The 26,589-nt window shown below is 67.8% G+C and carries 23 protein-coding genes; all 23 read left to right on the top strand.

The genetic code is table 11. The features are described 5' to 3' along the window. Positions 1–122: 122 nt before the first annotated feature. The 23 genes from PHQ87_RS05100 to ftsZ all read left to right on the top strand — a co-directional run bounded on the left by PHQ87_RS05100 (position 123) and on the right by ftsZ (position 26,398). Positions 123–809 carry a DUF484 family protein gene (locus PHQ87_RS05100; protein ID WP_300231818.1) on the top strand — a complete coding sequence of 229 codons (687 nt, stop codon included), beginning with the start codon at positions 123–125 and terminating at the stop codon, positions 807–809. Positions 810–837: 28 nt separating this feature from the next. After that, positions 838–1,782, top strand: coding sequence for a tyrosine recombinase XerC (locus tag PHQ87_RS05105; protein ID WP_300231819.1), 945 nt, complete (start codon positions 838–840; stop codon positions 1,780–1,782). A 101-nt stretch (positions 1,783–1,883) separates the two neighbouring features. After that, a complete protein-coding gene (locus PHQ87_RS05110) occupies positions 1,884–2,291 on the top strand; it encodes a DsrE family protein (protein ID WP_300231847.1) in 408 nt (135 codons plus the stop codon). 119 nt (positions 2,292–2,410) lie between these two features. After that, positions 2,411–3,466 carry a GTP-binding protein gene (locus tag PHQ87_RS05115; RefSeq protein WP_300231820.1) on the top strand — a complete coding sequence of 352 codons (1,056 nt, stop codon included), beginning with the start codon at positions 2,411–2,413 and terminating at the stop codon, positions 3,464–3,466. A gap of 347 nt (positions 3,467–3,813) precedes the next feature. After that, entirely contained in the window at positions 3,814–4,701 is an 888-nt protein-coding gene (gene dksA, locus PHQ87_RS05120; RefSeq protein WP_300231822.1) for an RNA polymerase-binding protein DksA, read from the top strand. A gap of 11 nt (positions 4,702–4,712) precedes the next feature. After that, positions 4,713–6,569, top strand: coding sequence for an STAS domain-containing protein (locus tag PHQ87_RS05125; protein ID WP_300231823.1), 1,857 nt, complete (start codon positions 4,713–4,715; stop codon positions 6,567–6,569). Positions 6,570–6,617: 48 nt separating this feature from the next. Next, positions 6,618–7,178 carry an ATP-dependent protease subunit HslV gene (gene hslV, locus PHQ87_RS05130; RefSeq protein ID WP_300231825.1) on the top strand — a complete coding sequence of 187 codons (561 nt, stop codon included), beginning with the start codon at positions 6,618–6,620 and terminating at the stop codon, positions 7,176–7,178. A gap of 82 nt (positions 7,179–7,260) precedes the next feature. Next, the gene (gene hslU / locus PHQ87_RS05135) at positions 7,261–8,589 is read left to right on the top strand and encodes an ATP-dependent protease ATPase subunit HslU (protein WP_300231826.1); all 1,329 of its coding nucleotides are present in this window, start codon (positions 7,261–7,263) and stop codon (positions 8,587–8,589) included. A 322-nt stretch (positions 8,590–8,911) separates the two neighbouring features. After that, complete coding sequence (mraZ, locus tag PHQ87_RS05140) at positions 8,912–9,337, top strand: division/cell wall cluster transcriptional repressor MraZ (RefSeq protein WP_300231827.1); 426 nt, start codon at positions 8,912–8,914, stop codon at positions 9,335–9,337. An 8-nt stretch (positions 9,338–9,345) separates the two neighbouring features. Continuing rightward, positions 9,346–10,281, top strand: coding sequence for a 16S rRNA (cytosine(1402)-N(4))-methyltransferase RsmH (gene rsmH, locus PHQ87_RS05145; RefSeq protein ID WP_300231828.1), 936 nt, complete (start codon positions 9,346–9,348; stop codon positions 10,279–10,281). After that, positions 10,278–10,571, top strand: a complete 294-nt coding sequence (gene ftsL, locus PHQ87_RS05150; RefSeq protein WP_300231829.1) for a cell division protein FtsL — start codon at positions 10,278–10,280, stop codon at positions 10,569–10,571. The genes rsmH and ftsL overlap by 4 nt, the downstream gene beginning before the upstream one ends. Beyond that, positions 10,568–12,322: a penicillin-binding protein 2 gene (locus tag PHQ87_RS05155; RefSeq protein ID WP_300231830.1), complete on the top strand. Its 1,755-nt coding sequence runs from the start codon at positions 10,568–10,570 to the stop codon at positions 12,320–12,322. The genes ftsL and PHQ87_RS05155 overlap by 4 nt, the downstream gene beginning before the upstream one ends. Continuing rightward, entirely contained in the window at positions 12,322–13,857 is a 1,536-nt protein-coding gene (locus PHQ87_RS05160) for a UDP-N-acetylmuramoyl-L-alanyl-D-glutamate--2,6-diaminopimelate ligase (RefSeq protein WP_300231831.1), read from the top strand. Before PHQ87_RS05155 ends, PHQ87_RS05160 begins: the two co-directional genes overlap by 1 nt. Then, entirely contained in the window at positions 13,854–15,275 is a 1,422-nt protein-coding gene (murF, locus tag PHQ87_RS05165) for a UDP-N-acetylmuramoyl-tripeptide--D-alanyl-D-alanine ligase (protein ID WP_300231832.1), read from the top strand. Before PHQ87_RS05160 ends, murF begins: the two co-directional genes overlap by 4 nt. Next, on the top strand, positions 15,265–16,443 hold the full coding sequence (gene mraY / locus PHQ87_RS05170) for a phospho-N-acetylmuramoyl-pentapeptide-transferase (protein ID WP_300231833.1): 1,179 nt from the start codon (positions 15,265–15,267) through the stop codon (positions 16,441–16,443). Before murF ends, mraY begins: the two co-directional genes overlap by 11 nt. Then, a complete protein-coding gene (murD, locus tag PHQ87_RS05175) occupies positions 16,440–18,191 on the top strand; it encodes a UDP-N-acetylmuramoyl-L-alanine--D-glutamate ligase (RefSeq protein WP_300231835.1) in 1,752 nt (583 codons plus the stop codon). Before mraY ends, murD begins: the two co-directional genes overlap by 4 nt. Continuing rightward, on the top strand, positions 18,191–19,450 hold the full coding sequence (gene ftsW, locus PHQ87_RS05180; RefSeq protein WP_300231837.1) for a putative lipid II flippase FtsW: 1,260 nt from the start codon (positions 18,191–18,193) through the stop codon (positions 19,448–19,450). The genes murD and ftsW overlap by 1 nt, the downstream gene beginning before the upstream one ends. Further along, entirely contained in the window at positions 19,447–20,538 is a 1,092-nt protein-coding gene (gene murG, locus PHQ87_RS05185) for an undecaprenyldiphospho-muramoylpentapeptide beta-N-acetylglucosaminyltransferase (RefSeq protein ID WP_300231838.1), read from the top strand. Before ftsW ends, murG begins: the two co-directional genes overlap by 4 nt. Next, positions 20,535–21,950, top strand: a complete 1,416-nt coding sequence (gene murC / locus PHQ87_RS05190; RefSeq protein WP_300231840.1) for a UDP-N-acetylmuramate--L-alanine ligase — start codon at positions 20,535–20,537, stop codon at positions 21,948–21,950. The genes murG and murC overlap by 4 nt, the downstream gene beginning before the upstream one ends. Before the next feature lie 22 nt (positions 21,951–21,972). Further along, a complete protein-coding gene (locus tag PHQ87_RS05195) occupies positions 21,973–22,950 on the top strand; it encodes a D-alanine--D-alanine ligase (protein WP_300231848.1) in 978 nt (325 codons plus the stop codon). A 2-nt stretch (positions 22,951–22,952) separates the two neighbouring features. After that, positions 22,953–23,744 (top strand): cell division protein FtsQ/DivIB, encoded by a 792-nt coding sequence (locus tag PHQ87_RS05200; protein ID WP_300231842.1) that lies wholly within the window; start codon positions 22,953–22,955, stop codon positions 23,742–23,744. Between the two features lie 18 nt (positions 23,745–23,762). Further along, positions 23,763–24,992 (top strand): cell division protein FtsA, encoded by a 1,230-nt coding sequence (gene ftsA, locus PHQ87_RS05205; protein ID WP_300231843.1) that lies wholly within the window; start codon positions 23,763–23,765, stop codon positions 24,990–24,992. 203 nt (positions 24,993–25,195) lie between these two features. Then, on the top strand, positions 25,196–26,398 hold the full coding sequence (ftsZ, locus tag PHQ87_RS05210) for a cell division protein FtsZ (RefSeq protein ID WP_300231845.1): 1,203 nt from the start codon (positions 25,196–25,198) through the stop codon (positions 26,396–26,398). Positions 26,399–26,589 lie beyond the last annotated feature (191 nt).

Below are 26,589 nucleotides of genomic sequence, written 5' to 3' on the forward strand. Positions count from 1 at the left end.
GCCCGATGCGCCCGTCAAGATGACCGGTCCCGCGACCACCGTCTTTGAAGGCGAGATCGACATCCCCGACCTGACCTGACGACCTCTTTCCCTCTGACAGACCGAACGAGCCGACACCCGACATGTCCCAGCCCAGCATTCCCCCCATCACCGAAGACGACATCGCCAACTATCTGGTCAACACGCCGGATTTCTTCGAACGCCACGCCGACCTGCTGGCGGCCGTGCAACTGACCAGCCCGCACGGTCACCGGGCCGTGAGCCTGCAGGAGCGCCAGGCCGAGATGCTGCGGGAAAAGATCCGCGGTCTGGAGTTGCGCGCCGCCGAAATGATCCGCCACGGTGGCGAGAACACCGTGATTGCCGATCGTCTGCAGCGCTGGACCCGGCAACTGCTGCTGACGCGCGATCCCCGCGACCTGCCCGACGTGGTCGTGCGCGAGATCTCCACCGAGCTTCAGGTGCCGCAGGTGGCGATCCGGTTGTGGGATCTGTCGCCCGAGTATGCCGGGCAGCCCTACGCCAGCGGTGCCTCCGACGACGCCCGCACGTTTGCCGGTTCGCTGGCCAAGCCGTACTGTGGCGCCAACCCCGGGCTGGAGGCGGCGCAGTGGCTGGTGCAGCCGCAAGCGGCGGCATCGCTGGCGCTGATTCCGCTGCGATCACCGTCGGGCGGCGATGTCTTCGGCTTGCTGGTGCTCGCCTCCGACGATCCGGGTCGTTTCGTGGCCGACATGGGCACCGACTTCCTGGAGCGCATCGGCGAGCTGAGCGGTGCCGCGCTGTCGCGCCTGCTGCCAGGGGGCTGACACACCGCCGGCGTCATGGGGCATGGAAATGGCACATCACCCGATCGATGATGCAAACCTTGTCCAGGCCTATCTGACGCATGCCCGCGTCGAAAAGCGGCTGGCCGACCGCAGTCTGACCCTGTATCGGGCCGCCCTGCAACGGCTGCTGGAGTTGGCCGCTGCCCACGGTGTGGGTCTGCGCGACGTCGGCAGCCACGTCATTCGTCAGGGCGTGGCTGGCATGCACGCGGCGGGCCGCTCGCCCAAGGGGATCGCGCTGGTCCTGTCGGGTTGGCGTGGTTTCTACGTCTGGCTGGGCCGGGAGGGCCAGGTGGGCAGCAACCCGGTGTCCGGTGTGCGTGCGCCCAAAGCGGGGCGGCCGCTGCCCAAGGCGCTGGATGTGGACGATGCGGTAGCCCTGGCGGCGTACACCGATGCCGACGAGGATCCGGTGCGCGAGGCGCGCGATGCCTGCATCGTCGAACTGCTCTATGGTTGTGGCCTGCGCATCGGCGAGCTGGTCGGGCTCGACGTGGCGGCCAGCGCCGCCGCCCGGGGGTGGCCTGACCTCGACGACGGCGTGGTGCACGTGCTGGGCAAGGGCGGCAAGCGGCGCAGCGTGCCCATCGGCGCGCAGGCGCTGGCGGCGCTGGGTACCTGGTTGCAGGCGCGTGCGGCCTGGGCAGGTGCGGTTCCGGCACTGTTCATCAACCCGCAGGGCGGGCGCCTGACACCGCAACACATCCGATGGCGCTTGCGTCAGCGCTCGGCCCGGTCCGGACTGGCGACACCGGTGCACCCGCACATGCTGCGCCACTCGTTTGCCAGCCATGTGTTGCAGTCCAGCGGCGACCTGCGGGCCGTGCAGGAGCTGCTCGGTCATGCCAGCATCGGCACCACGCAGGTCTATACCCGGCTGGACTACCAGCATCTGGCACGCGTGTACGATGCGGCCCACCCCCGCGCCGGGCGCAAGCCGGATCGGGGTTAACCCGCTGGCCCGTCGGCAGCATTGGGAAAATCATTGCATCAGCATTTACTTTCTGGAGATTGAACGTGCCCCGTTTCCTGCTGGCCTGCAAGGCCCTGTTGTTGTCCGCCTTTCTGGCGCTGTCCTCCTCGCAGGCGCTGGCTGCCGACGAGGACGTCATCAAGGTGGTCTATCACATGAGCGAGGGCGTTCCCCAGGCCTCGCGCGCCATCAACAATATCCGCAACCATCTCAACGCCGACCCCAAGGCCAAGATTGTGGTGGTCGCGCACGGCCTGGGCATCGACTTCCTGCTCGAAGGCGCCACCAACCAGATGGAGCAGCCGTTTGCCGGTGGTATTGGCGAGTTGGCTGCCCGTGGTGTCGAGTTCTACGCCTGCAACAACACCCTGGTGTCGCGCAAGATCGATGCCAGCCAACTGGTGATGGAAGCCAAGGTTGTGCCCTCGGGCGTGGCCGAGGTGGCCCGTCTGCAGGCCAGGGAAGGCTATGTGTATCTGAGACCCTGACCGGCCGCCGTACGGCACGGTCGCGGCAGCACTTGACAGCCCCGCTACACTGGAGACGGTCAACCCCGTCCACGGTGGGCGGGGTTCTTGCTTTAAGGTTTAGGTTTGGAAAGACTGCCATGGCCCTGATTCCCGCCACCATCCTCACCGGCTTTCTCGGCTCGGGCAAGACCACGCTGCTCAAGCGCGTGCTCACCGAGGCGCATGGCCAGAAAATTGCCGTCGTGGAAAACGAGTTTGGCGAAGAGAATATCGACAACGACATCCTGGTCGCCGACACGAACGAGAACATCATCCAGATGAGCAACGGCTGTGTCTGTTGCACCATCCGCGACGACCTGCGGGCCACGCTCACCGATCTGGCGCAGAAAAAGCGCAAGGGCGAACTGGACTTCGAGCGCGTGGTCATCGAGACGACCGGCCTGGCCGACCCCGGCCCGGTGGCGCAGACGTTCTTCATGGACGACGAGGTGGCCGAGCAGTACCTGCTGGACGCCGTGGTGACGCTGGTGGATGCCAAGCATGCCGCCCAGCAACTCAATGATCGCCAGGAGGCGCGCCGCCAGGTGGGCTTTGCCGACCAGATCTTCATCAGCAAGGCCGACCTGGTCGGATCCGAGGAGCTGGATGCGCTCACACACCGCCTCAAGCACATGAACCCGCGCGCGCCCATCCGCTCGGTCCATTTCGGGGAAGTGTCGCTCGCGGAGGTGTTCGACCTGCGGGGTTTCAATCTCAACGTCAAACTCGACATCGACCCGGATTTCCTGCAGGCCGATGACCACGATCACCACGACCACGACCACGAGCATGGTGAGCACTGTGACCATCCGTCGCATCAGCATGGCCACGCCCACGGGCACCACCATCACCACGATGACGATGTGAAGAGCTTCGTGTACCGGGCCGAGCGTCCGTTCGATCCGGCCAAACTGGAAGACTTCCTGGGCGCCATCGTGCAGGTCTATGGCCCGCGCATGCTGCGCTACAAGGGCGTGCTGAACATGCAAGGGACCGAGCGCAAGGTCATCTTTCAGGGCGTGCATCAGCTCATGGGCAGCGACCTGGGGCCGGCCTGGGCCGACGGCGAGCCGCGCGTGAGCAAAATGGTGTTCATCGGTATCGACCTGCCGCGCGACATACTGGAGCAGGGGCTGGATCAGTCCCTGGCCTGAGAGGGCGGGGAGAACGGCCGGCTGACGACCGATCCATGCAATGGACGTAGCCGTGCCGTTTGTCTCACTTCTCCAACGACTGGGGTTTTCCGTCGCCGATGAATTGGCCGGTGTGGGCACGACATCGCTACAATCGCGGCCCAAACCGGGCGCCATGACCGCCCGGCAACGAGCGTCACCCGGGCCGCGTTGCTGCGGCTGCCGGGGCGGCGGTGGGCAAAGCGGGTATAACGGCAAGGACGCCGGCCCGGGATGCGGTCCCGGGACGGCCGGGCAGGCGGTTCGGGTTCTCCGGGCAGCAGCCCGCCGACATCCGCGCACAGTCAGGATCTGAGAGGAGTTCCGTTGTGAAAGCTCAGGCCAGCAAGACCACAAAAAACCGGGCGACGCCTGCGAAGGCACCCGACCGGACGACCGTCAAACCGGCGGTCAAGCCTGTGGTCAGCGCGGTGGCAAAGCCAGCGGCCAAATCCGCGGCCAAAGCCAGGACGACACCGGTCGCCACGCAGACGGCTGCCGCCAGAAAGGCCGCGCCGGTCGCCGCCGAGCCGGTTGCGAAGACGCCGGCCCGCGCGGCCAAAGTCAAGCCGCCCGTGACACCGGCCCGGCCCGCCACTTCCCTTGCCGGGGGAGGAAGGGTCAAAATGCGATCCAAGGCCAGTCCAACGCCGGTTGCCGAGGCGCCTGTTGCCAGCATCACGTTGGCACCGGATGCGCCCAAGGCCACGTTTACCCATATCAACGAACGAGTAAAGAGTTCCCCCGTGACCATGACCGTCCAGAAAGACCCCAAGCGGGCCAACAATTGGAAGAGCCTGCCTGTCGATCAGTTGACCGATCAGGATGTGCTGGCCATGCCCGACAGCGAGTACATGAACGACGTGCAACTGGCGTTTTTCAAGCTCAAGTTGCAGCAGCTCAAGGCCGACATGCTGGCGAACGCCGGTGAAACCACCGAACACCTGCGCGAAGATACGGTGGTGGTGCCCGATCCGGCCGATCGCGCGACGATCGAAGAGGAACATGCGCTGGAGCTGCGCACCCGGGATCGCGAACGCAAACTGCTCAAGAAAATCGAGCAGGCCATTGCCCGCATCGATTCGGGCGACTACGGCTATTGCGAGGAAACCGGTGAGCCCATCGGTGTGGGCCGCCTGATGGCACGCCCGACCGCCAGTCTGTCGCTGGAGGCGCAGCAGCGGCGTGAGCTCAAGCAGAAAATGTTCGGCGATTGAGGTGGCCTGACGTGGCCAAGGGCGATTCCAGCGGCGGGTTCCTGTCCAAGGTGGCCAAGTTCGTGCGCCATCCGGCCACGAGTTGGACCGATCTCGATACCCGATCGGGCGACCGGGACAGCGAGTACAGCAAGGCGGCGCTCAAGGAGATGATCGAGCGCAAGCGACGAAACGATTTCGTGCGCAAGCGCGAGTTCGACATGCTGCGCAAGATCCGCAGCCGCGAGATGGTCGGTGCCGACAGTCCGGGTCTGCGTCCCTCCTTCTTCCAGAGCTCCATGCCGTCCAAGCCGGACGATCGGGCCATGACGCTCAAGAAGATCGACGAGATCGAGGCCCAGATGTCCATGCAGTGGTGGAAAACCAAGGGCTCGGACTCGGCCTCGGGTCGCATCACCCGTTCGTCGTCGCTGCCGCTGCCCGGGCGTGAGGCCCAGGCGGCCGACACGGAGACACGCCGTCGCAAGGCGCAGGACATCGAGACCGAGGGCTCACCTCTGGATCTTGCGCCGGTGGCAGACCAGCCGACCGAGCTGATGGATGTGCCCGTCTTGCCCAGGGCGCCTGACGCGGCCTATGCGACGCGCCAGGCGCCGCTGGCCCGCCAGGAGACCGAGATCCTGGACAAGGTGCCGGCATCGGTCTCGCTGTCTCCAGCGGGGGGGGCGAACTCCTCGCAGCAGGCGCAGCGCACCGGCCTCATGGCGCCGCGGTCACCCGGGGGAGAGGCGCCCGCGTTTCTGGCCTCGCATTTCTACTCGCTCGATGTGCAGGAGGTGGCGCAGGATCCCGAAGTCGAGGAGGCTGCCATCCGCTTTGCCAACGGCGATGATGCCGGTGCTGAGCAAGGCATGTTGGCGGCCGTCGGCGAAGGCGGCTCTCGCATCGATGTCATCGACGACTGGCTGGCGCTGTTTGACCTGTACCGTGCCACGGGGCAGTTGGCTCCCTTCGAGAGTCGTGCCGTCGATTTCGTGAACCGTTTCGGCCGCTCGGCACCGCAATGGGTCGACATGCCGGCGGCCGTGGAAAAACTCGGCGGCCGGCCGCCGACGCCAGCGGCGGCCTCGACGCGTGCCATCTGGGTCTGCGATGCCGAACTCGATGCTCACGCTGCAGGGACGTTGCAGAACGTCCTGCTGCGCGCGCCCCAGCCCTGGGTACTCGACTGGTCGCCGCTGGTGTCGATCGACGCCAACGCGGTGCCGCTCCTGTCGAATCTGTTTGAGACCTGGGGCAACCAGAACGTTGCTCTGCGCTTTACCGGGGCGGCGCGTTTGCGCGAGGTGCTCAAAACCCTGACACCGTCCGGTCAGCGCGACGTCGATCAGTCGTGGTGGATGCTGCGCCTGGCGGCGTTGCGCGTGATGAACCTGCCCGACGATTTCGAGCTCGCGGCCCTGGACTACTGCGTCACGTACGAGATGTCGCCGCCAGGCTGGGAAAAACCGGTCTGCCGCTACGATGCCGTGTCCGCGGCCGACAGCGAAGGGGCTTCCTCGGTACTGGGTGAATCGCAACTGGAACCGATGCCTTCGGGCGACCCGGGAGAGCCGGCGTCGGAGCTGGCCGCGTCCGGTTTCAACCACCTGGGGCTGGTGGAGCTGTCGGGCGAGATCCGGGGTGATCCCCAGGATATCCTGGACCAGCTGGAAACCAGGCTCAAGGGGGCGGACGTGATGATCATCTCCTGCCGCAACCTGATCCGGGTCGACTTCTCGGCGGCCGGCACCCTGCTCAACTGGGTTTCGGCCCACCACGCCGGGGGGCGCATGGTGCAGTTCGTGGATGTGCACCGGCTGGTATCGGCCTTTTTCCACGTCATCGGCATCACCGAGTACGCCAAGGTGGTGCTGCGCAACGACTGACCAACGGCGGCTTGAGATTTCCCGGGCCGCCCCCATCTGCGAGCCCTTATGGAATCTTTTCACGGAACCACCATCGTCTGCGTGCGCCGGCAGACGCCTGAAGGTGTGCAGGTCGCCATTGGCGGCGATGGCCAGGTCACCCTGGGCAACATCGTCGTCAAGGGCACGGCCCGCAAGGTGCGCAAGCTCTACCATGGCAAGGTCCTGGCCGGTTTCGCCGGCGCCACGGCCGATGCCTTCACCCTGTTCGAGCGCTTCGAAGCCAAGCTGGAAAAGCACCAGGGACACCTGACGCGCGCGGCGGTCGAACTGACCAGGGACTGGCGCACCGACCGCGTGCTGCGCCGGCTCGAAGCCATGCTGGCCGTGGCCGATCACAGTGCCAGCCTGATCATCACCGGCAATGGGGACGTGCTCGAACCCGAGCACGGCATCGTCGCCATCGGCTCGGGTGGTGCGTACGCCCAGTCGGCCGCCAAGGCGCTGATCGACCATACCCAGCTCAGCGCCGAGGACGTGGTCCGCGAAGCGCTCAAGGTGGCGGGCGAGCTGTGCATCTACACCAACATGAGCCACACGATTGAAACATTGGAGGGAGTGAAGCCATGAGCGCAGTGCAGGGGCATCCCGGGCAAGCTCGTGCCTCCTCGGGGGGGCGTGACGTACACGACGTGACGAGTGTGGGGGCCGCATGTCATCGATGACCCCCCAGGAGATCGTCTCCGAACTCGACCGTTTCATCATCGGCCAGGATGGCGCCAAGCGCGCCGTGGCCATCGCGCTGCGCAACCGCTGGCGCCGCCAGCAGGTCGACGAGAAACTGAGGCCCGAGATCACGCCCAAGAACATCCTGATGATCGGCCCCACCGGCGTGGGCAAGACCGAGATCGCACGCCGGCTGGCGCGCCTGGCCGACGCACCGTTCATCAAGGTGGAGGCGACCAAGTTCACCGAGGTCGGCTACGTCGGCAAGGACGTGGACAGCATCATCCGCGATCTGGTCGAGATCGCGGTCAAGCAAACCCGTGAGGCCGACATGCGCAAGCAGCGCATGCGTGCCGAGGATGCTGCCGAGGAGCGCATTCTCGATGTGCTGGTGCCGCCGCCACGCGGCGTGGGTGGCGAGCCGCAGCCGGCGCCTGACAGCGCAGCACGCCAGGCCTTTCGCAAAAAGTTGCGCGAAGGCCTGCTGGACGACCACGAAATCGAAATCGACCTGGCCGAGCCGCGCCCGCAGATGGAGATCATGGGGCCCGCCGGCATGGAAGAGATGGCCGAGCAGTTGCGCGGCATGTTCAGCCAGTTGGGGCACGAGCGCAAGAAAAAGCGCAAGCTCAAGATCCGCGAGGCCATGCTGCAACTGATCGACGAGGAGGCGGGCAAGCTGGTCAATGAGGACGACATCAAGACCCGCGCGTTGCAGATCACCGAGCAGAACGGCATCGTTTTCGTCGACGAGATCGACAAGGTGGCTTCGCGCAACGAGGGCGGTGGTGCCGAGGTGTCGCGACAGGGTGTGCAGCGTGACCTGTTGCCGCTGGTCGAGGGCACCACCGTGTCCACCAAGTACGGCATGGTCAAGACCGATCACATCCTGTTCATTGCCTCGGGCGCCTTCCACCTGAGCCGCCCCAGCGACCTGATTCCGGAGTTGCAGGGGCGCTTTCCGATCCGGGTCGAGTTGCAGTCGCTGTCGGTCGATGACTTCGAGGCCATCCTGACCAGCACCCACGCCAGCCTGGTCAAGCAGTACCAGGCCCTGCTGGCCACCGAGGGTGTCACGCTCGAGTTCACACCCGAGGGCATCCGCCGTCTGGCGCAGATCGCCTGCGACGTCAACGAGCGTACCGAGAACATCGGCGCACGCCGGCTGGCCACGGTGATGGAGCGCCTGCTGGACGAGGTCAGCTTTGGTGCCGCCCGCATGGAAGGGCAGACGGTGGTGATCGACGCCGCCTATGTGGATGGGCGCCTGGGCGAACTCAGCCACAACGAGGACCTCTCGCGCTACATCCTCTGACCACCCTCGGCGATCCGTCCGAGCAGGCCGCGCACTCCCCCGCAGGAGGCGCGGCCTGTGCGTTTGCGCACGGAATGCCTTACCGGTTATCGGCTGGTTACAAAGACGGGTTCACCTGGGTGTTTTGAAGCGATACATGCACTGAGTTTTGTAAGTGCTTGCTTTTGCTTCAGTTTTTCTTTTCCTGGTATGCGGAGTCGGCGCTAAGTGGTTGATTTCATTGTGAAAAGAAACCGCCAGCCCGCTTGCGGCACTTCGTTTTCCTGCTACAGTGGTAGAAAGTGCAATTAAGTGGTGAAAAGTGTCTTTTTAAGGCCGATCCGTGTTCCAAGGTGCAACCTCTCTCCATCTCGACGCCAAGGGGCGGCTGTCCGTGCCGACCCGGCTTCGCGACGCCCTGGGCGAGGATGAGGGCCGGCTGACCATCACCAAGCACCCGCACGGGTGTCTCATGATTTTCCCCCGCCGCGAATGGGAGCAGTTCCGCGTGCGCATTGCCGCGCTGCCGGTGAGTGCGCACGGCTGGAAGCGCCTGTTCCTGGGCAACGCGATGGACGTCGAGATGGATGGCACCGGGCGTGTGCTGATCTCGCCCGAGCTGCGCGCGGCCGCCGGCCTGGCCAAGGACGCGATCCTGCTGGGCATGGGCTCGTACCTGGAGTTGTGGGATGCGCAGGCGTACGCCGCCCAGGAGGCGGAGACGCTCAAGGGCGAGATGCCCGATGTGTTCAAGGACTTTTCCTTCTGAGGGCCGCCGTGGAAGAGACCTGGACACACCAGACCGTGCTGCTGGAGGAGGCTGTCGATGCACTGGCCATCCGTGCGGACGGGCACTATGTGGATGCGACCTTCGGTCGCGGTGGCCATTCGCGCCGCATCCTTTCCCGGCTGTCGCCGGCCGGTCGCCTGACGGTGTTCGACAAGGACCCTCAGGCCATCGAGGCGGCGCAGCAGCTGGCCCGCTCGGATGCCCGTGTGACGGTGCGGCACGAGGGGTTCCGGCACCTGGGAGAACTGGGGGGCGGCAGTGCCGACGGGATCCTGATGGATCTTGGTGTCAGCTCTCCCCAGATCGACGACCCCGCACGGGGTTTTTCTTTTCGCAACGACGGTCCTCTGGACATGCGCATGGACACCACGCGCGGCCAGAGCGTGGCCCAATGGCTTGAAACCGTCGATGTTTCCACTTTGACGGAGGTCATCCGTGAATATGGCGAAGAACGGTTTGCTCAATCGGTTGCAAAGGCGATTGATCGTCGCCGACAGGAACGGGGCCCGGTTCGAACCACCGCCGAGCTGGCCGAAGTCGTGGCTGGCGCGGTCAAAACCCGCGAGCCGGGCAAGGACCCTGCAACGCGCACATTTCAGGCTCTTCGGATTTTCATCAATGCCGAACTTGAAGAGCTGCAGGAGGCCCTAGAGGCGAGCCTGCGGGTGCTGCGTCCCGGGGGCCGGCTGGTGGTGATCAGCTTCCACTCGCTCGAGGACCGCATGGTCAAGCGGTTCATGACCGGGCATGCCCGTGCCGAGGTGGACCGCCGCGTGCCTTTTGCCGAGCCGAAACCGGTGCGCCTGCGCGAGGTGCATCGCGTCATGCCCTCGGCCGCCGAGGTGCAGGGCAATCCGCGCGCGCGCAGCGCCGTCATGCGGGTCGCCACCCGCACCGACGTGCCAGTGGGGGCGTTGTCATGATCAGGCTCAACCTCATGCTGCTGATGGCCGTGCTGGTCAGTGCCTTCTATCTGGTGCACACGCAGTACGAATCGCGGCGCCTGTATGCGGCGGTGGACAAGGCGCGCTCGCAGACCACGCGGCTGGCGGCCGACCACGAGCAACTGGTGGTGAAGAAACGCGCGCAGGCCGCGGCGGCGCGCGTGCAACTGATCGCCACGCGGCGCCTGAAGATGCGCGCGGTGACGCCCGGCATCACCCATTACGTCCATGACGGCGCGCCGCCCACCGCGCAGGAAGGACGTCCATGAGTCGCAAGCCCTCCGTCGGCCGCAGCATCAACTATGGTGCCAGCCCGCTGCTGGCGAGCAAGACGCCGGTCTGGCGCAGCAAGCTCATCGTGGCGGGTCTGGCCATGGCCTTCGTCGGCCTGGCGGGCCGGGCGGCCTACGTGCAGGTGTTCGGCAACGCCTTCTTCCAGAAGCAGGGCGAGGTGCGCTACGGGCGCACGATCGAGTTGCCCGCCAACCGCGGCCGCATCTTCGACCGCAACGGCATGCTGCTGGCCTCCAGCGTGGTGGCGCAAAGCGTCTGGGCCGACCCGAGCGACATGGACCAGCCCCCGGACCCGAAGCTGCGCGACGTCGCCAAGCTCCTGGGGATGAAGGAAGGCGACCTGCGCAAGCGCGTGTCCGACCGTGAAAAGACCTTCGTCTGGATCCAGCGCCAGGTTGACGAGTCGGTGGCCAGACAGGTCGCGGCGCTGGGTGTCAAGGGCATCCACCAGACGCGCGCGTACAAGCGCCTGTATCCCGAGGGCGAGGCGGCGGCCCACGTGGTGGGCTTCACCAACGTCGAGGACCGGGGGCAGGAGGGCGTCGAGCTGGCGTTCAACCAGCAACTGGCTGGCAAGAACGGCTCGCGCCGGGTGATCAAGGATCGCCTGGGCCGCGTGGTCGAGGATGTGCGCGATGTCGTGCCGCCGGTGGATGGCCCCGACCTGCAGCTGTCGATCGACGCCAAGGTGCAGTACTTCACCTACCAGAAGCTGCGCGATGCGGTGCTGGCACACAAGGCCAAGGCGGGCAGCGCCGTGGTGCTGGACGTGCAGACCGGCGAGGTGCTGGCGCTGGCCAACTACCCGAGCTACGACCCGAACAACCGCAAGAACCTCAGCGGCGAGCAACTGCGCAACCGCGCCCTGACCGACAGCTTCGAGCCAGGCTCGTCGATGAAGCCCTTCACCATTGCGCTGGCGCTGGAAAAAGGCATCGTCAAGCCGACCACGGTCGTTCACACCGCACCTGGCCGCATCAGCATGGGCGGCTGGACGATCTCCGACACCCATCCGCGGGACGCGCTGACGGTCGAGGAGGTGATCCAGAAGTCGAGCAACGTCGGTACCGTCAAGCTGGCGATGCAGATGCACCCGCGCGAAATGTGGGAGGTGTTTGCCCAGGCTGGCTTCGGGCACAAGCCGCAACTGCCGTTTCCGGGTGCGGTGAATGGGCGCCTGCGGCCCTACAAGACCTGGCGCCCCGTCGAGCAGGCCACCATGAGCTATGGCTACGGCCTGTCGGCATCGCTGTTCCAGCTGGCGCAGGCCTATACCATTTTCGCGCGCGATGGCCAGTACGTGCCGGTGACCCTGTTCAAGGCCGATGGTCCGACCGACGGTATCCAGGTGTTCAGCCCGCAAACGGCCCGCGCCGTGCGCAAGATGCTGGGCATGGCCACCGGGCCGGGCGGCACGGGCACGCGGGCACAGACCATGGGCTACTCGGTCGGGGGCAAGAGCGGCACCGCGCGCGTACAGGCCGGCAAGGGCTACGCTGCTGGCAAGTACCGTGGCTTCTTCGTCGGCATGGCGCCGCTGGAGCAGCCGCGCGTGGTCGTGGCCGTGATGATCGACGAACCGTCCAACGGACAGTTCTACGGTGGCCTGGTGGCCGCGCCGGTGTTCAGCGAAACGGTACAGCAGACGCTGCGCATCATGGGTGTGCAGCCTGACATGACGGTCCAGCCGCAGATCGTGGCCGATGTGGTCGAGGAGCCGTTCTGATGCGACAGCGCCTGCACCAACCCGCCGAGATCGCCGCCTGGCTGCGCACGCGCGTGCGCGGCGACCTCTCGTGCGACAGCCGGCGGGTGCAGGCCGGCGACGGTTTCGTGGCCTGGCCCGGGGCGGCCACCGATGGCCGTCGCTTTGTGCCGGCGGCCCTGGCCGCCGGGGCCGGTGCCGTTCTGGTGGAACAGGACGGTGCTGCGGCCTTCGGATTCACCGACGAGCGTGTGCTGGCGGTGCCTTCGCTCAAGACCCTCTCGGGTGGCATTGCCAGTGCGTTCTACGGCGAGCCGAGCGCCGCACTGGACGTGGTGGCGTTCACGGGCACCAACGGCAAGACGTCCTCATCCTGGTGGATGGCGCAACTGCTCACGGCCGTGGGTCGTTCCTGCGGACTGGTGGGCACGCTGGGCATCGGTCGTCCGCCCCTGGCCGGCGAGGACCGGGGCACGCTGGCCAGTACCGGCCTGACCACGCCCGACCCGGTCCTGCTGCAACGCAGCCTGCGCGGCATGGTGGACGAGGGGCTGACCGCCTGCGCGATGGAAGCGTCGTCGATCGGCATGGCCGAGGCGCGGCTCAATGCCACGTGCATCCGCGTCGGCGTGTTCACCAACTTCACGCAGGACCATCTGGACTACCACGGCACGATGGCGGCTTACTGGGAGGCCAAGTCGGCCCTGTTCGACTGGCCCGGGCTGGCCGCTGCCGTGGTCAACATCGACGACCCCAAGGGTGTCGAGCTGGCCGCCCGGCTGGCGCAGCGTGGCGGGCTCGACCTGTGGACCGTGTCGGTGGACGGCGACGCCCGTCTGGTCGCGGCCGATCTGGCGGTGACGCACGACGGTGTTCGCCTGCGTCTGACCGAACGCGATGCCCAGGGCGGTGAACGGCAGAGTCTGCCGGTGTCGCTGCCGCTGGTCGGCCGCTACAACGTGTCCAACCTGCTGGGCGTGCTGGCCGCAGCGCGGGCACTGGGCGTGCCCCTGGCCGACGCGGTGGCGGCACTGCCCCGGCTCACGCCGGTGCCGGGCCGCCTGCAGCGTGCGGGCGAGGGCGCCGATGGGCCGCTGGTGCTGGTGGACTATGCCCATACCCCCGACGCACTGGAGAAGGTGCTGCAGGCGGTGCGGCCGCTGGCGCGTGCGCGCGGCGGCGCGCTCACCGTGCTGGTGGGCTGCGGCGGCGATCGCGATCCGGGCAAACGGCCGCTGATGGCGGCCGTGGCCGAGCGCGAGGCCGACGGTGTGGTGCTCACCAGCGACAACCCGCGCAGCGAGGACCCGCTGGCGATCCTGGCGCAGATGCGGGCGGGCCTGAGCCGGCCGCAAACGGTGCTGGTCGAAGCCGACCGTGCCGAGGCGATCGCACGCACCGTGCAGTCGGCCGGCGACCGCGATGTGGTGCTGTTGGCCGGCAAGGGGCACGAGGACTATCAGGAGATCCGGGGCGAGCGGCGCCATTTCTCGGATCTCGAAGAAGCTGCCCGGGCGTTGCAGGCGCGCCGGGTCGCGAAAGGACAGACGACATGAAGGGCCTGGCTGATCTGCTCATCCGCCTGGATGGCGCCCGGCCGGTAGGGCGGCCCGGAGTCACCATTGAGCGCGTGCACACCGACACCCGCAGTCTGCAGCCGGGCGATCTGTTCGTGGCGTTGCGCGGCGAGCGTTTCGACGCCCACAGCTTCCTGGCGCAGGCCAGGGCCGCGGGCGCGGTGGCCGCGCTGGCCGAGCATGGCCTGGCCGAAGCGGGCATGGCCGGGGTCGAGGTGCCGGACAGCCGTCGGGCGCTGGGCGAGCTGGCGCGCCTGTGGCGCGAGCAGTTCTCGCTGCCCCTGATCGCGGTGACGGGCAGCAACGGCAAGACGACGGTGACGCAGATGATCGCCTCGATCCTGCATTGCGCGGCCGGTGACGCGGCGCACGCCACGCGGGGCAACCTCAACAACGACATCGGCGTGCCGCTGACGCTGCTGCAACTGCGCGGCGCGCATCGCTATTCGGTGGTCGAGCTGGGCATGAACCACCCGGGCGAGATCGCCAGCCTGGCGGCGATGGCGCAGCCCACGGTGGCACTGGTCAACAACGCGCAGCGCGAGCACCAGGAATTCATGGCCACGGTCGAGGCCGTGGCGCGCGAGAACGGCGCGGTCTTTGCGGCGCTGCGGGACGGTGGTACGGCGGTCTTCCCGAGCGACGATCCGGCGCACACGCCGATCTGGCGCGAGCTGGCCGGCGCGCACCGCGTGCTGACATTCAGCGACACCGACACCTCTGCCGATGTGCATCTGGTTGACGCGCGCTGGGGAGCGGGGGCCTGGCAGATGCGCTGGCGCTGCGCCACGGGCGAACAGGCCGGTGCGCTGCGCATCGCGGGACGCCACAACCTGCGCAATGCGATGGCGGCGGCGGCCTGCACCCTGGCGGCCGGCATCTCTGCGGACATGGTCGCGCGCGGTCTGGCGGCGTTCGAACCCGTTGGCGGGCGCTCGCGTGCCATGACACTGCGGCTGGGCGGACGGGATGTCACGCTGGTGGACGACACCTACAACGCCAATCCGGACTCGGTGATCGCGGCGATCGAGGTGCTGGCCGGCTTGCCCGGGCCGCGCCTGCTGGCGCTCGGCGACATGGGCGAGGTCGGCGACCAGGGGCTGGCCTTCCACCTCGAGGTGCTGCGCCACGCGCGCGCCCGTGGCATCGACGACATCGTCTGCGCGGGCGACTGGATGCGCCAGGCCGTGGTGGCGCTGCAGGCTGCGGGCGAGGACGCGCCCGCACACTGGGAGGACGTCGAGGCGCTGGCCGCCCATGTGGCGCAGCAGGCGGCTCTGGCGCAGGGACCGGCCAGCGTGCTGGTCAAGGGATCGCGCTTCATGCGCATGGAGCGGGTGGTCAAGGCCCTGCAGGCAGGTCAGGAACAGGAAGAGGTGAACCCACATGCTGCTTAGCCTGACCCAGTGGCTCCAGGGGCTGGGCCCCGAGTTCGGATTCCTGCGGGTGTTCCAGTACCTGACCTTCCGTGCCGTCATGGCCGCGCTGACGGCGCTGATCGTCGGCCTGGTGGCGGGACCCTTCGTGATCCGCCGCCTGGCCGCGCTCAAGATCGGCCAGCCGATCCGCGAATACGCCATGCAGACGCACCTGAGCAAAGGGGGTACGCCGACCATGGGCGGTGTGCTGATCCTGTTCGCGATCGCGCTGTCCACGCTGCTGTGGTTCGACCTGTCCAACCGCTTCGTGTGGATCGTGCTGCTGGTGACGCTGGGCTTCGGCGCCATCGGCTGGGTGGACGACTGGCGCAAGGTCGTGCGCAAGGACCCGGAGGGCATGCGCTCGCGGGAGAAGTACCTCTGGCAGTCGGTTATCGGCCTGGTCGCGGCCTTCTACCTGGCCTTCAGCGTGTCCGGCAGCAGCAACATGAAGGTGCTGGCGCTGTTCTTCGACTGGGTGGCCTCGGGCTTCACGTTGCCGCTGCCGCCGCAGGCCGGCTTCATGGTGCCCTTCTTCAAGGAGGTGGCCTACCCGCTGGGCGTGTTCGGTTTCGTGGTCATGACCTACCTGGTCATCGTCGGGTCGAGCAACGCGGTCAACCTGACCGACGGCCTGGACGGCCTGGCGATCATGCCGGTGGTCATGGTGGGTTCGGCGCTGGGGGTGTTTGCCTACGTCACCGGCAACGCGGTGTTCGCGCGCTACCTGCTCGTGCCCTACATCCCGGGTGCGGGCGAGCTGTTGATCTTCTGTGCCGCCATGGCCGGCGCGGGCCTGGCCTTTCTGTGGTTCAACACGCACCCGGCGCAGGTCTTCATGGGGGACGTCGGTGCGCTGGCGCTGGGCGGTGCACTCGGCACCATCGCGGTGATCGTGCGCCAGGAGATCGTGCTGGCCGTGATGGGCGGCATCTTCGTCGTCGAGGCCTTGTCGGTGATGCTGCAGGTCAGCTGGTTCAAGTACACGAAACGCCGTTACGGCCAGGGCCGGCGCCTGTTCCAGATGGCGCCGCTGCACCACCACTTCGAGAAAAAGGGCTGGAAGGAGACCCAGGTGGTCGTGCGCTTCTGGATCATCACCATGCTGCTGTGCCTGATCGGCCTGTCCACCCTGAAACTGCGATGAGCGCACTGAAGGATCAAACCGTTCTCATCCTGGGCCTGGGCATCTCCGGCCTGGCGATGGCGCGCTGGTGCACCCGGCAGGGCGCGCGCGTGGTGGTGGCCGACACGCGCGAGAGTCCGCCGCACCGCGAGCGCCTGGCGGCGGATTGCCCGCAAGCCGACCTGCTGTGCGGCTGCGCGTTCGACGAGGCCCTGCTGGCGCGCGCGGACTGGCACATGATTGCGCGCAGTCCCGGCCTGCAGCCGCAGCAGCTCGCGCCCGCGATGGCGCATGCGCAGGCCCATGGCATCGCCCTGGTCGGCGAGCTGGACCTGTTCGCGCAGGCGCTGGACGAGCTGTCGCGGCGCGAGACGCTGCCCTACCGGCCCAAGGTGCTGGCCGTGACCGGCACCAACGGCAAGACCACGGTGACCTCGCTGACCGGGCTGCTGCTGGAGCGCGCCGGCTGGCGTGTGGCGGTGGCCGGCAACATCGGCCCCGCGCTGCTGGACGTGCTGGCGCAGGCGCTCGACCACGAGGCCCAGATGCAGGCCGAGGACGAGGCGCGTCGTGCGCAGGAACAAGAGCCGACACCGGAGAGGACCGGTGTGGAAAACGTGGCACCGGTGAATGCGCCGGCCGGGGAAGCGGCGGACGACGTGGCCGAAACGGACCCGGCTGAAGAAGGTCCGGTGCCGATCGCACCGCCGCCGCCCGAGCCGCCGCCCCCGCCGCATCTGCCCCAGGTCTGGGTGCTGGAACTCTCCAGTTTCCAGCTCGACGGCACGGCCGGTGGGGCCTGGGACCGCATCCCGACGACGGCCACTGTGCTGAACGTGACCGAAGACCACCTGGACTGGCATGGCTCGATGGACGCCTATGCGCAGGCCAAGCAGGCGGTGTTCGGCAGCGGCGCACGGATGCTGCTCAACCGCGACGACCCGCAGGTGATGGCGATGCAGCCCGGTCTCGTCACCGTCAAGATCCGCGGTCGCAACCGCCAGGTGCCGGCGCGCGAATGGGTCAGCTTCGGACTGGATGCACCCGCACGGGCCGGCGACTGGGGCATCGAATCGGTCAACGGCATGGACTGGCTGGTGCGGGCACAGCCGGTGGACGAAACGCGCCAACGCGGCCGTGCGGCGCAGGACGAAGAGGACATCTGGCTGCAGCGTCTGATGCCCGCCGATGCGTTGCGCATCCGCGGCCGCCACAACGCGGCCAACGCGCTGGCGGCGCTGGCGCTGGCCACCTCCACCGGTGCCACGCTGGCGCCCATGCTGCACGGTCTGCGCGAGTACCGGGGCGAGCCGCACCGGGTCGAGCCGGTGGGCATCATCGACGAGGTCGAGTACTTCGACGACAGCAAGGGCACCAATGTGGGGGCCACGCTGGCCGCGATCCGGGGGCTGGGCGCCGAGCGCCGCCTGGTCGTGATCCTCGGCGGCGATGGCAAGGGGCAGAATTTCGAGCCACTGGCCGCGCCGCTGGCGCGCCACGCGCGCGCCGTGGTGCTGATCGGGCGGGATGCGCCGCTGATCCGCGGGCAGATCGCTCAGGCGGGGCTGACCCTGCTGGAGGCGCCGACCCTGCCCGAGGCCGTGCGCTTGTGCGCGCAGCAGGCCAAGTCGGGCGATGCGGTCCTGATGTCGCCGGCCTGTGCCAGTCTCGACATGTTCGACAGCTATGTGCACCGCGCCCGCGTGTTCGTGGACGCCGTGGCCGAGCTGGCGGCCGAACGTGGTCTGTCGCTGGCGGGAGGGGTGTGATGGCATCGCCAGCCCTGCCTCCCCTGCAACGCCTGAAGGCCATGCTTGGCCTGGGCGGCAGCGAGCCCCTGCCGGTGCGCCTGTCCAACCGGCGCTACCAGGGCATGCAGCAGGCGCCGGTGAGCGAGCTGGGGTTCGATCAGCCGCTGCTGTGGGTGGTGGTGGCGCTGGTGTCCTGGGGCCTGGTGATGGTGTATTCGGCCTCGATCGCGTTGCCCGACAACCCGCGCTTTGCCAACTACGCGCAGATCCACTTCGTGTTGCGCCACGGGCTGGCGGCGGCCATGGGCTTCCTGTGCGCCCTGGCCGTGTTCCAGTTTCCGATGCGGTTCTGGGAGCGCATGGCTCCCTGGCTGTTCGCGCTGTCGCTGGTGTTGCTGGTGCTGGTGCTGATTCCGCCGCTGGGCAAGGGCGTCAACGGCGCACGCCGCTGGTTCTCGCTGGGCATCATCAACTTCCAGCCCTCGGAGCTGGCCAAGCTGGCGGTGCTGCTCTATGCGTCCGACTACATGGTGCGCAAGATGGAGGTCAAGGAGCGCTTCTTTCGCGCGGTGCTGCCCATGGCCGTGGCCGTGGGGGTGGTGGGCATGCTGCTGCTGGCCGAGCCGGACATGGGCGCGTTCATGGTGATCGCCGTGATCGCCATGGGCATCCTGTTTCTGGGCGGCGTGAACGCGCGCATGTTCTTCGTCATCGCCGCCATCCTGGTGTTCGCCTTCGCTGCCATGGTGTGGCTCTCGCCCTGGCGGCGCGAGCGCATCTTCGCCTACCTCGATCCGTTCAGCGAGGAGCACGCGCTGGGCAAGGGCTACCAGCTGTCGCACGCGCTCATCGCCATTGGCCGCGGCGAGATCTTCGGTGTTGGCCTGGGCGGCAGCGTCGAAAAACTGCACTGGCTGCCGGAGGCGCACACCGACTTCCTGCTGGCCGTCATCGGCGAGGAGTTCGGCCTGGTGGGCATGCTCATCATCACGGCCATGTTCTTCTGGCTGACGCGCCGCATCATGCACATCGGTCGCCAGGCGATCGCGCTGGACCAGGTGTTCTCGGGGCTGGTGGCGCAGGGCGTGGGCCTGTGGATCGGCTTCCAGGCCTTCATCAACATCGGCGTGAACCTCGGTGCGCTGCCAACCAAGGGCCTGACCCTGCCGCTGATGAGCTACGGCGGCTCGGCCATCCTGATGAATCTGGTGGCACTGTCCATCGTGCTGCGGGTGGACTACGAGAATCGCCAGCTCATGAAAGGGGGGCGGCCATGACCGACCGGAACACCCCTTGCGCACTGGTGATGGCAGGCGGCACCGGCGGTCACATCTTTCCGGGTCTGGCCGTGGCCGAGGCCCTGCGCGAGCGCGGCTGGCGTGTGCACTGGCTGGGCGCACCCGGCAGCATGGAAAGCCGCCTCGTGCCGCCGCGCGGCTTCGCGCTGGAAACCATCGATTTCGGCGGTGTGCGTGGCAAGGGGGCGCTGACGCTGGCGCTGCTGCCGCTGCGCCTGCTGCGCGCCTTCTGGCAGGCGCTGGGCGTGGTGCGCCGCGTGCGCCCCGACGTGGTGGTCGGCCTGGGCGGCTACATCAGCTTTCCGGGTGGCATGATGGGCACGCTGCTGGGCAAACCCCTGGTGCTGCACGAGCAGAACTCGGTGGCCGGCATGGCGAACAAGGTGCTGGCCGGGGTGGCCGATCGCGTGTTCACCGCCTTCCCGGATGTGATGCGCAAGGGCGAGTGGGTCGGCAATCCGCTGCGCGCGCCCTTCCTGCACCAGCCGCCGCCGGCCGAACGCTTCGCCGGGCGCAGTGGCCCGCTGCGCCTGCTGGTGGTGGGCGGCAGCCTGGGCGCCAAGGCGCTCAACGACACCGTGCCCAGGGCGCTGGCGCTGCTGCCTCCGGGGGAGCGTCCGCGGGTGACCCACCAGAGCGGCGAGAAGCAGATCGACGCGTTGCGTGCCAATTACGCCGCCGCGGGTGTCGAGGCCACGCTGACGCCGTTCATCGAGGACACCGCACAGGCCTTCGCCGATGCCGACCTGGTCGTCTGCCGTGCCGGTGCCAGCACCGTGACCGAGATCGCCGCGGTCGGCGCGGCGGCCCTGTTCGTGCCCTTCCCGGCGGCGGTGGACGATCACCAGACCGTCAATGCGCGCTTCCTGGTCGATGCCGGCGGCGCGTGGCGGGTACCTCAGACCGAATTCACACCCGAGTCGCTGGCGCAGACGCTGCGCAGCGTGGACCGGGCACAACTGATGGGGATGGCCCAGAGGGCCAGAGAAATGGCAAAGACGGAAGCCGTGGGCGCCGTGGTGGCGGCCTGCGAGGAACTGGCCAAGATGAAAGTGGCGCGGTCATGAAGCACGCAATCCGGCACATTCATTTCGTGGGTGTCGGCGGCGCCGGCATGAGCGGCATCGCCGAGGTGTTGCTCAACCTGGGCTACACCGTTTCGGGCAGCGACCTCGGGGTCAACGCCGCCACGCAGCGACTGAAAGACATGGGCGCCAGGATCCACCAGGGTCATGACGCCGCCTTCATCGATGGTGCCGATGCCATCGTCACCTCGACAGCGGTCAAGGACGACAACCCCGAGGTGCTGGCGGCACGGGCGAAACTGATTCCCGTGGTGCCGCGGGCCGTGATGCTGGCCGAGCTGATGCGCATGAAAAAGGGCATCGCCATTGCCGGCACGCACGGCAAGACCACCACCACCAGCCTGGTCGCCAGCGTACTCGCCGCCGCCCGCCTGGATCCGACCTTCGTGATCGGGGGGCGCCTGAACAGTGCCGGTGTCAATGCACGCCTGGGCAGCGGTGAGTACATCGTGGTCGAGGCCGACGAGTCCGATGCCTCGTTCCTGAATCTGCTGCCGGTGTTGTCGGTGGTGACCAACATCGACGCCGACCACATGGACACCTACGGCCATGACTTCGGCAGGCTCAAGGCCGCCTTCGTCGATTTCCTGCACAAGATGCCGTTCTACGGTGCGGCCGTGGTGTGCATCGACGACCCTGCCGTGCGCGAGATTCTTCCGCAGATCGGGCGCCCCATCACCAGCTATGGTCTGTCGGAGGACGCGCAGATCCGAGCGCTGGATGTGCGGGCGCTCGACGGCCAGATGCATTTCCGTGTGCAGCGCCGCAATGGCGTGCAATTGCCCGATCTGGACGTGGTGCTGAACCTGCCTGGCACACACAACGTGCTCAACGCGCTGGCGGCCATCGGCATCGCGGTGGAGCTGGGCGTGCCGGACGACGCGGTGCTGCGCGCACTGGCGGAGTTCAAGGGTGTGGGCCGGCGCTTTCAGCGCTACGGCGAAGCCGCGCTGCCTTCGGGCGGGCACGCCACCATCGTCGATGACTACGGACACCACCCGGTGGAAATGGCGGCCACGATCGCCGCGGCGCGCGGCGCCTTCCCGGGACGGCGCCTGGTGCTGGCCTTCCAGCCGCACCGTTACACCCGCACGCGCGACTGCTTCGAGGACTTCGTCAAGGTGCTCGGCAGCACGGATGCGGTGCTGCTGGCCGAGGTGTATGCGGCCGGCGAGGCGCCCATCGTGGCGGCCGATGGGCGCTCGCTGGCACGGGCGCTGCGCGTGGCCGGCAAGGTCGAGCCGGTGTTCGTGGACGACATTGCCGCCATGCCGCAGGCGGTGCTGGACAACGCCCGTGACGGCGACGTGGTGCTGTGCATGGGGGCCGGATCCATCGGCGCGGTGGCCGGCCAGATCATCGAATTGTCCCGCTCGGGACCGACAGGAAGTTGAGGGTCAGTTGGACATGGGCGACGTGAAAGAGATGGGCCGCATCGACGCGGCATCGCTGGGCAAGGTGGCCGTCCTGCTGGGTGGTCGCTCGGCCGAGCGCGAGGTGTCGCTGATGTCGGGGCAGGGCGTGCTCGCGGCCCTGCGCAGCAAGGGGGTGGATGCCCACCCCTTCGACCCGGCCGAACGCCCGATGGACGATCTGCGCCGCGAAGGCTTCGCGCGCTGCTTCATCGCGCTGCACGGTCGCTATGGCGAGGACGGCACGGTGCAAGGCGCGCTGGAACTGCTGGGCATCCCCTACACCGGGCCGGGCGTGATGGCATCGAGCGTGGCGATGGACAAGCTCATGACCAAGCGCATCTGGCTGGCCGAGGGCCTGCCGACGCCGGCCTGGCGCCAGGTGCGCAGTCCGGCCGAAACCCGCGCCGCCTTCGAGGTGCTGGGCTCGCCGATGATCGTCAAACCGGTGCGCGAGGGCTCCACCATCGGCCTGACCAAGGTGACCTCGGCCGATCAGTGCGAGGCCGCCTACGCGCTCGCCGCGGGACAGGACCCGATGGTCATGTGCGAGCAGTTCATCGCGGGCGACGAAGTCACCTGTCCCGTGCTGGGCACCGGGGCCGATGCGCGCGCCCTGCCCGTGATCCGCATCGTGGCGCCCGACGGCAACTACGACTACCAGAACAAGTACTTCACCGACGACACACAGTACCTCGTGCCCTGTGGCCTGCCCGAGGGTGAGGAGGCGGCCATCCAGGCCCTGGCGCTCGCCGCCTATCGCGCGCTGGACTGCCGCGGCTGGGCGCGCGCCGATGTGATGATCGATGCCGTGTCGCGCAAGCCCTGGCTGCTGGAGATCAACACGTCGCCCGGCATGACCGGGCATTCGCTGGTGCCGATGTCGGCCCGGGCCACGGGTCTGTCCTACGAGGACCTGTGCCTGGGCGTGCTCGCCGCCGCGTCGCTGGACAACACGGAGGGCGCGCAAGCCGCCGTCTGACGATGACCGACACCGAGCTGCCCCTGGACATCCGGATCATGACCCTGGCCACACAGGCGCTGGTCACGGTGTTCGTCGTGCTCGGTTTGGGGGTGGCCGGCGTGTGGCTGGCGCGCCATCCGGTGTGGGCCGTCAAGGGCCTGACGGTCGATGGCGAGGTGTCGCACCAGAGCGCGGTCACCCTGCGTGCGCAGCTGGCCTCGCAGATGCGATCGGTGCTGGCGCCGGGCGCATTGGCGCTGGACCTGCAGCGGGTGCGCGAGATGTTCGAGTCGATGCCCTGGGTGCGTCATGCCGTCGTGCGGCGCGAGTTTCCGAACCGGCTGCGCGTGACCCTGCAGGAGCACGAAGCGGTCGCCTGGTGGGGCCCGTCGGGCTCGAACCGCCTGCTCAGCCGTCTGGGCGAGGTGTTCGAGGCCACACCCGACGACGGCGAAGGTCTGCCCGAACTGATGGGGCCGGATGACCAGGCGCCGCTGGTGTGGGACACCTACGTGCAACTGCAGGAGGCCTTCGGGCCGTTGGGCAGGGGCGTGCAGACGCTGGAGCTCAACGAGCGGGGTAGCTGGCGCGCCGGGCTGGACAACGGCGCCCGGATCGAACTGGGACGCGGATCCACGGAGGAACTGCGGGAGCGGGTGAACCGTTTTGCGCGCACGCTGGGGCAGTTGACGCAGCACTACCCGGGCGCGCTCGAATCGGTGGACCTGCGCTACGCGAATGGTTATGCGCTGCGCGTGCGCGGCGTGACCACGCTGGAAGAAACCCTGCCAACCAAGAACACGCAACGCTAGAGATACGAGACGAGGAACATGGCCAAGGAATACAAGGACCTGGTGGTCGGACTGGACATCGGCACCGCCAAAATCATGGTGGTGGTGGCCGAGGTGCAGGCCAGCGGCGAGCTCAAGCTCGCCGGTCTGGGCATCTCGGACAGCCACGGGCTCAAGCGCGGTGTGGTGGTCAACATCGATGCCACGGTGCAAAGCATCCAGCAGGCGCTCAAGGAGGCCGAGCTGATGGCCGACTGCCGCATCGCGCGCGTGTACACCGGCATCACCGGCAGCCACATCCGCGGTATCAACTCCAGCGGCATGGTGGCCATCAAGGACCGCGAGGTCTCGCCGGCCGATGTGGCGCGCGTGATCGAGACCGCCAAGGCCATCAACATCTCGACCGACCAGCGCCTGCTGCTGGTCGAGCCGCAGGAGTTCGTGATCGACGGCCAGGAGGTCAAGGAGCCGATCGGCATGAGTGGCATCCGGCTGGAAGCCAAGGTGCACATCGTCACCGGTGCGCAGAGCGCGGCCGAGAACATCATCAAGTGCGTGCGCCGCTGCGGTCTGGAGGTGGACCAGCTCATGCTCAACCCGCTGGCCAGCAGCCAGGCCATCCTCACCGAAGACGAGAAGGAGCTGGGCGTGGCGCTGGTGGACATCGGCGCCGGCACCACCGACGTGGCCATCTTCGCCGGCGGCGCAATCCGCCACACGGCCGTGATCCCGATCGCCGGCGACCTGATCACCAGCGACATCGCCATGGCCCTGCGCACGCCCACAAAGGATGCCGAGGACATCAAGGTCGCCAGCGGCTGCGCCAAGCAGTTGCTGGCCGATCCGGACCAGCAGGTCGAGGTGCCCGGCCTGGGTGACCGCGGTCCGCGCATGCTCAGCCGCCAGGCGCTGTCGGGCGTGATCGAGCCGCGCGTGGAGGAGATCTTCTCGCTGGTGCAGCAGGTGGTTCGCGAGTCGGGCCACGAGGAGGTGCTGTCCTCGGGCATCGTGCTCACCGGCGGCAGCGCCATGATGCCCGGCATGGTCGAACTGGGCGAGGACATCTTCCTCAAGCCGGTGCGCCGGGGCACGCCGCACTACGCCAGCGCCCTGTCCGACATGGTGGCCCAGCCGCGTGCGGCCACCGTCATGGGCCTGCTCGAGGAAGCCCGCCTGGCGCGCGTGCGCGGCCACAAGGTGGCACAGAAGGCCAGCGCCATGCAGGGGGTGTTCGAGCGCATGAAAAACTGGTTCGTGGGGACGTTCTGATGGAACGGACCGGCATGTTCTCTTTTCTGACCGGGCTGCGGTGGCATCCGCGGACCCGTCCCAGGCATCGATGTCGGGACGGCACCGGACCACCGGTGGCCTGACGTTCCCCGACGACGGTCCCCCGATTTCACTGATTTCCCTTTTTTATCTTGAACATTGAATCAACCGCGCCCTCCAAGGCGCATACCCAGGAGGCCACCATGAGCATCGAAATGATCGAAGTCGAAGAATTCAACATGGGCACGCAGATCAAGGTGATCGGTGTCGGTGGCGGCGGCGGCAACGCCGTCGAACACATGATCGCCCGCCGTGTGCAGGGCGTCGAGTTCGTGTGCGCCAACACCGACGCCCAGGCACTGAGCCGCAGCTCGGCCCACAAGACCATCCAGCTGGGAACCACGGGCCTGGGGGCGGGCAGCAAACCCGAAATCGCGCGCGCGGCGGCCGAGGCGGCGGAGGCGAACATCCGCGAAGCCATTCAGGGCGCGCACATGCTGTTCATCACCGCCGGCATGGGCGGCGGCACGGGCACCGGCGCCGCACCGGTGATCGCGCGCGTGGCCAAGGACATGGGCATCCTGACCGTGGGCGTCGTGACCCGACCCTTTGACTGGGAAGGCGGGCGCCGCATGCAGAACGCCGATAGCGGCCTGACCGAGCTGGAGGCCAACGTCGATTCGCTGATCGTGGTCCTCAACGAGAAGCTGCTCGAGGTGCTGGGTGACGACATCACGCAGGATGAGGCCTTTGCCCACGCCAACGACGTGCTCAAGAACGCTGTCGGCGGTATCGCCGAGATCATCAACGAGTACGGCAACGTCAACGTCGACTTCGAGGACGTGCGCACCGTGATGGGTGAGCCGGGCAAGGCCATGATGGGCACCGCCACCGCCGAAGGGCCCGACCGCGCCCGCATCGCCGCCGAGCAGGCCGTGGCCTGCCCGCTGCTGGAAGGTGTGGACCTGTCGGGTGCCAAGGGCGTGCTGGTGCTGGTCACTGCGTCCAAGGGCAGCCTCAAGCTCAAGGAGTCGAAGGAGGCCATGAACGCCATCAAGGCCTACGCGGCCCCCGATGCGCACGTCATCTACGGCGCTGCCTACGACGACAGCCTGGGCGACGCCATGCGCGTCACCGTGGTGGCCACCGGCCTGTCGCGCCAGGGTGCCCGCCGCGCGGCGCCGCCGCTGCAGGTGCTGCGTACCGGTACCGACAACGTGCCTTTCACCGCGCCGGCATCTGCCGCTGGTGGCACCCAGGGCGCGGGCACGAACTACGACAGCATGGTCGTGCCCAGCGTGTGGCGCACCAACCGCACGCAGGCCGCGGCCAAGGTCGATGCGCTGGCCTCGGGCGGCATGGACGACTTCGAGATCCCGGCCTTCCTGCGCAAGCAGGCAGACTGAGAGAGGGGCACCCCCCTGCGCCGCTGACGCGGCTTCCCCCTCTCTGGCGCCTGGCGACGCCGGAGGGGGGGACGGCAGCTTGGGCCGGCGGAGCCGGACCCTCGCTGCCCCGGGGCTTTCTTGCCCCGGTTCTCGCTGCGCCCGGGGGGCTCCTGTGCCCCTGACGCGGCTCGGTCAATGGCCGGGATAGG

This window comes from Hydrogenophaga sp. (assembly GCF_028698005.1).
In the GTDB taxonomy this organism is placed as follows: Bacteria; Pseudomonadota; Gammaproteobacteria; order Burkholderiales; family Burkholderiaceae_C; genus Hydrogenophaga.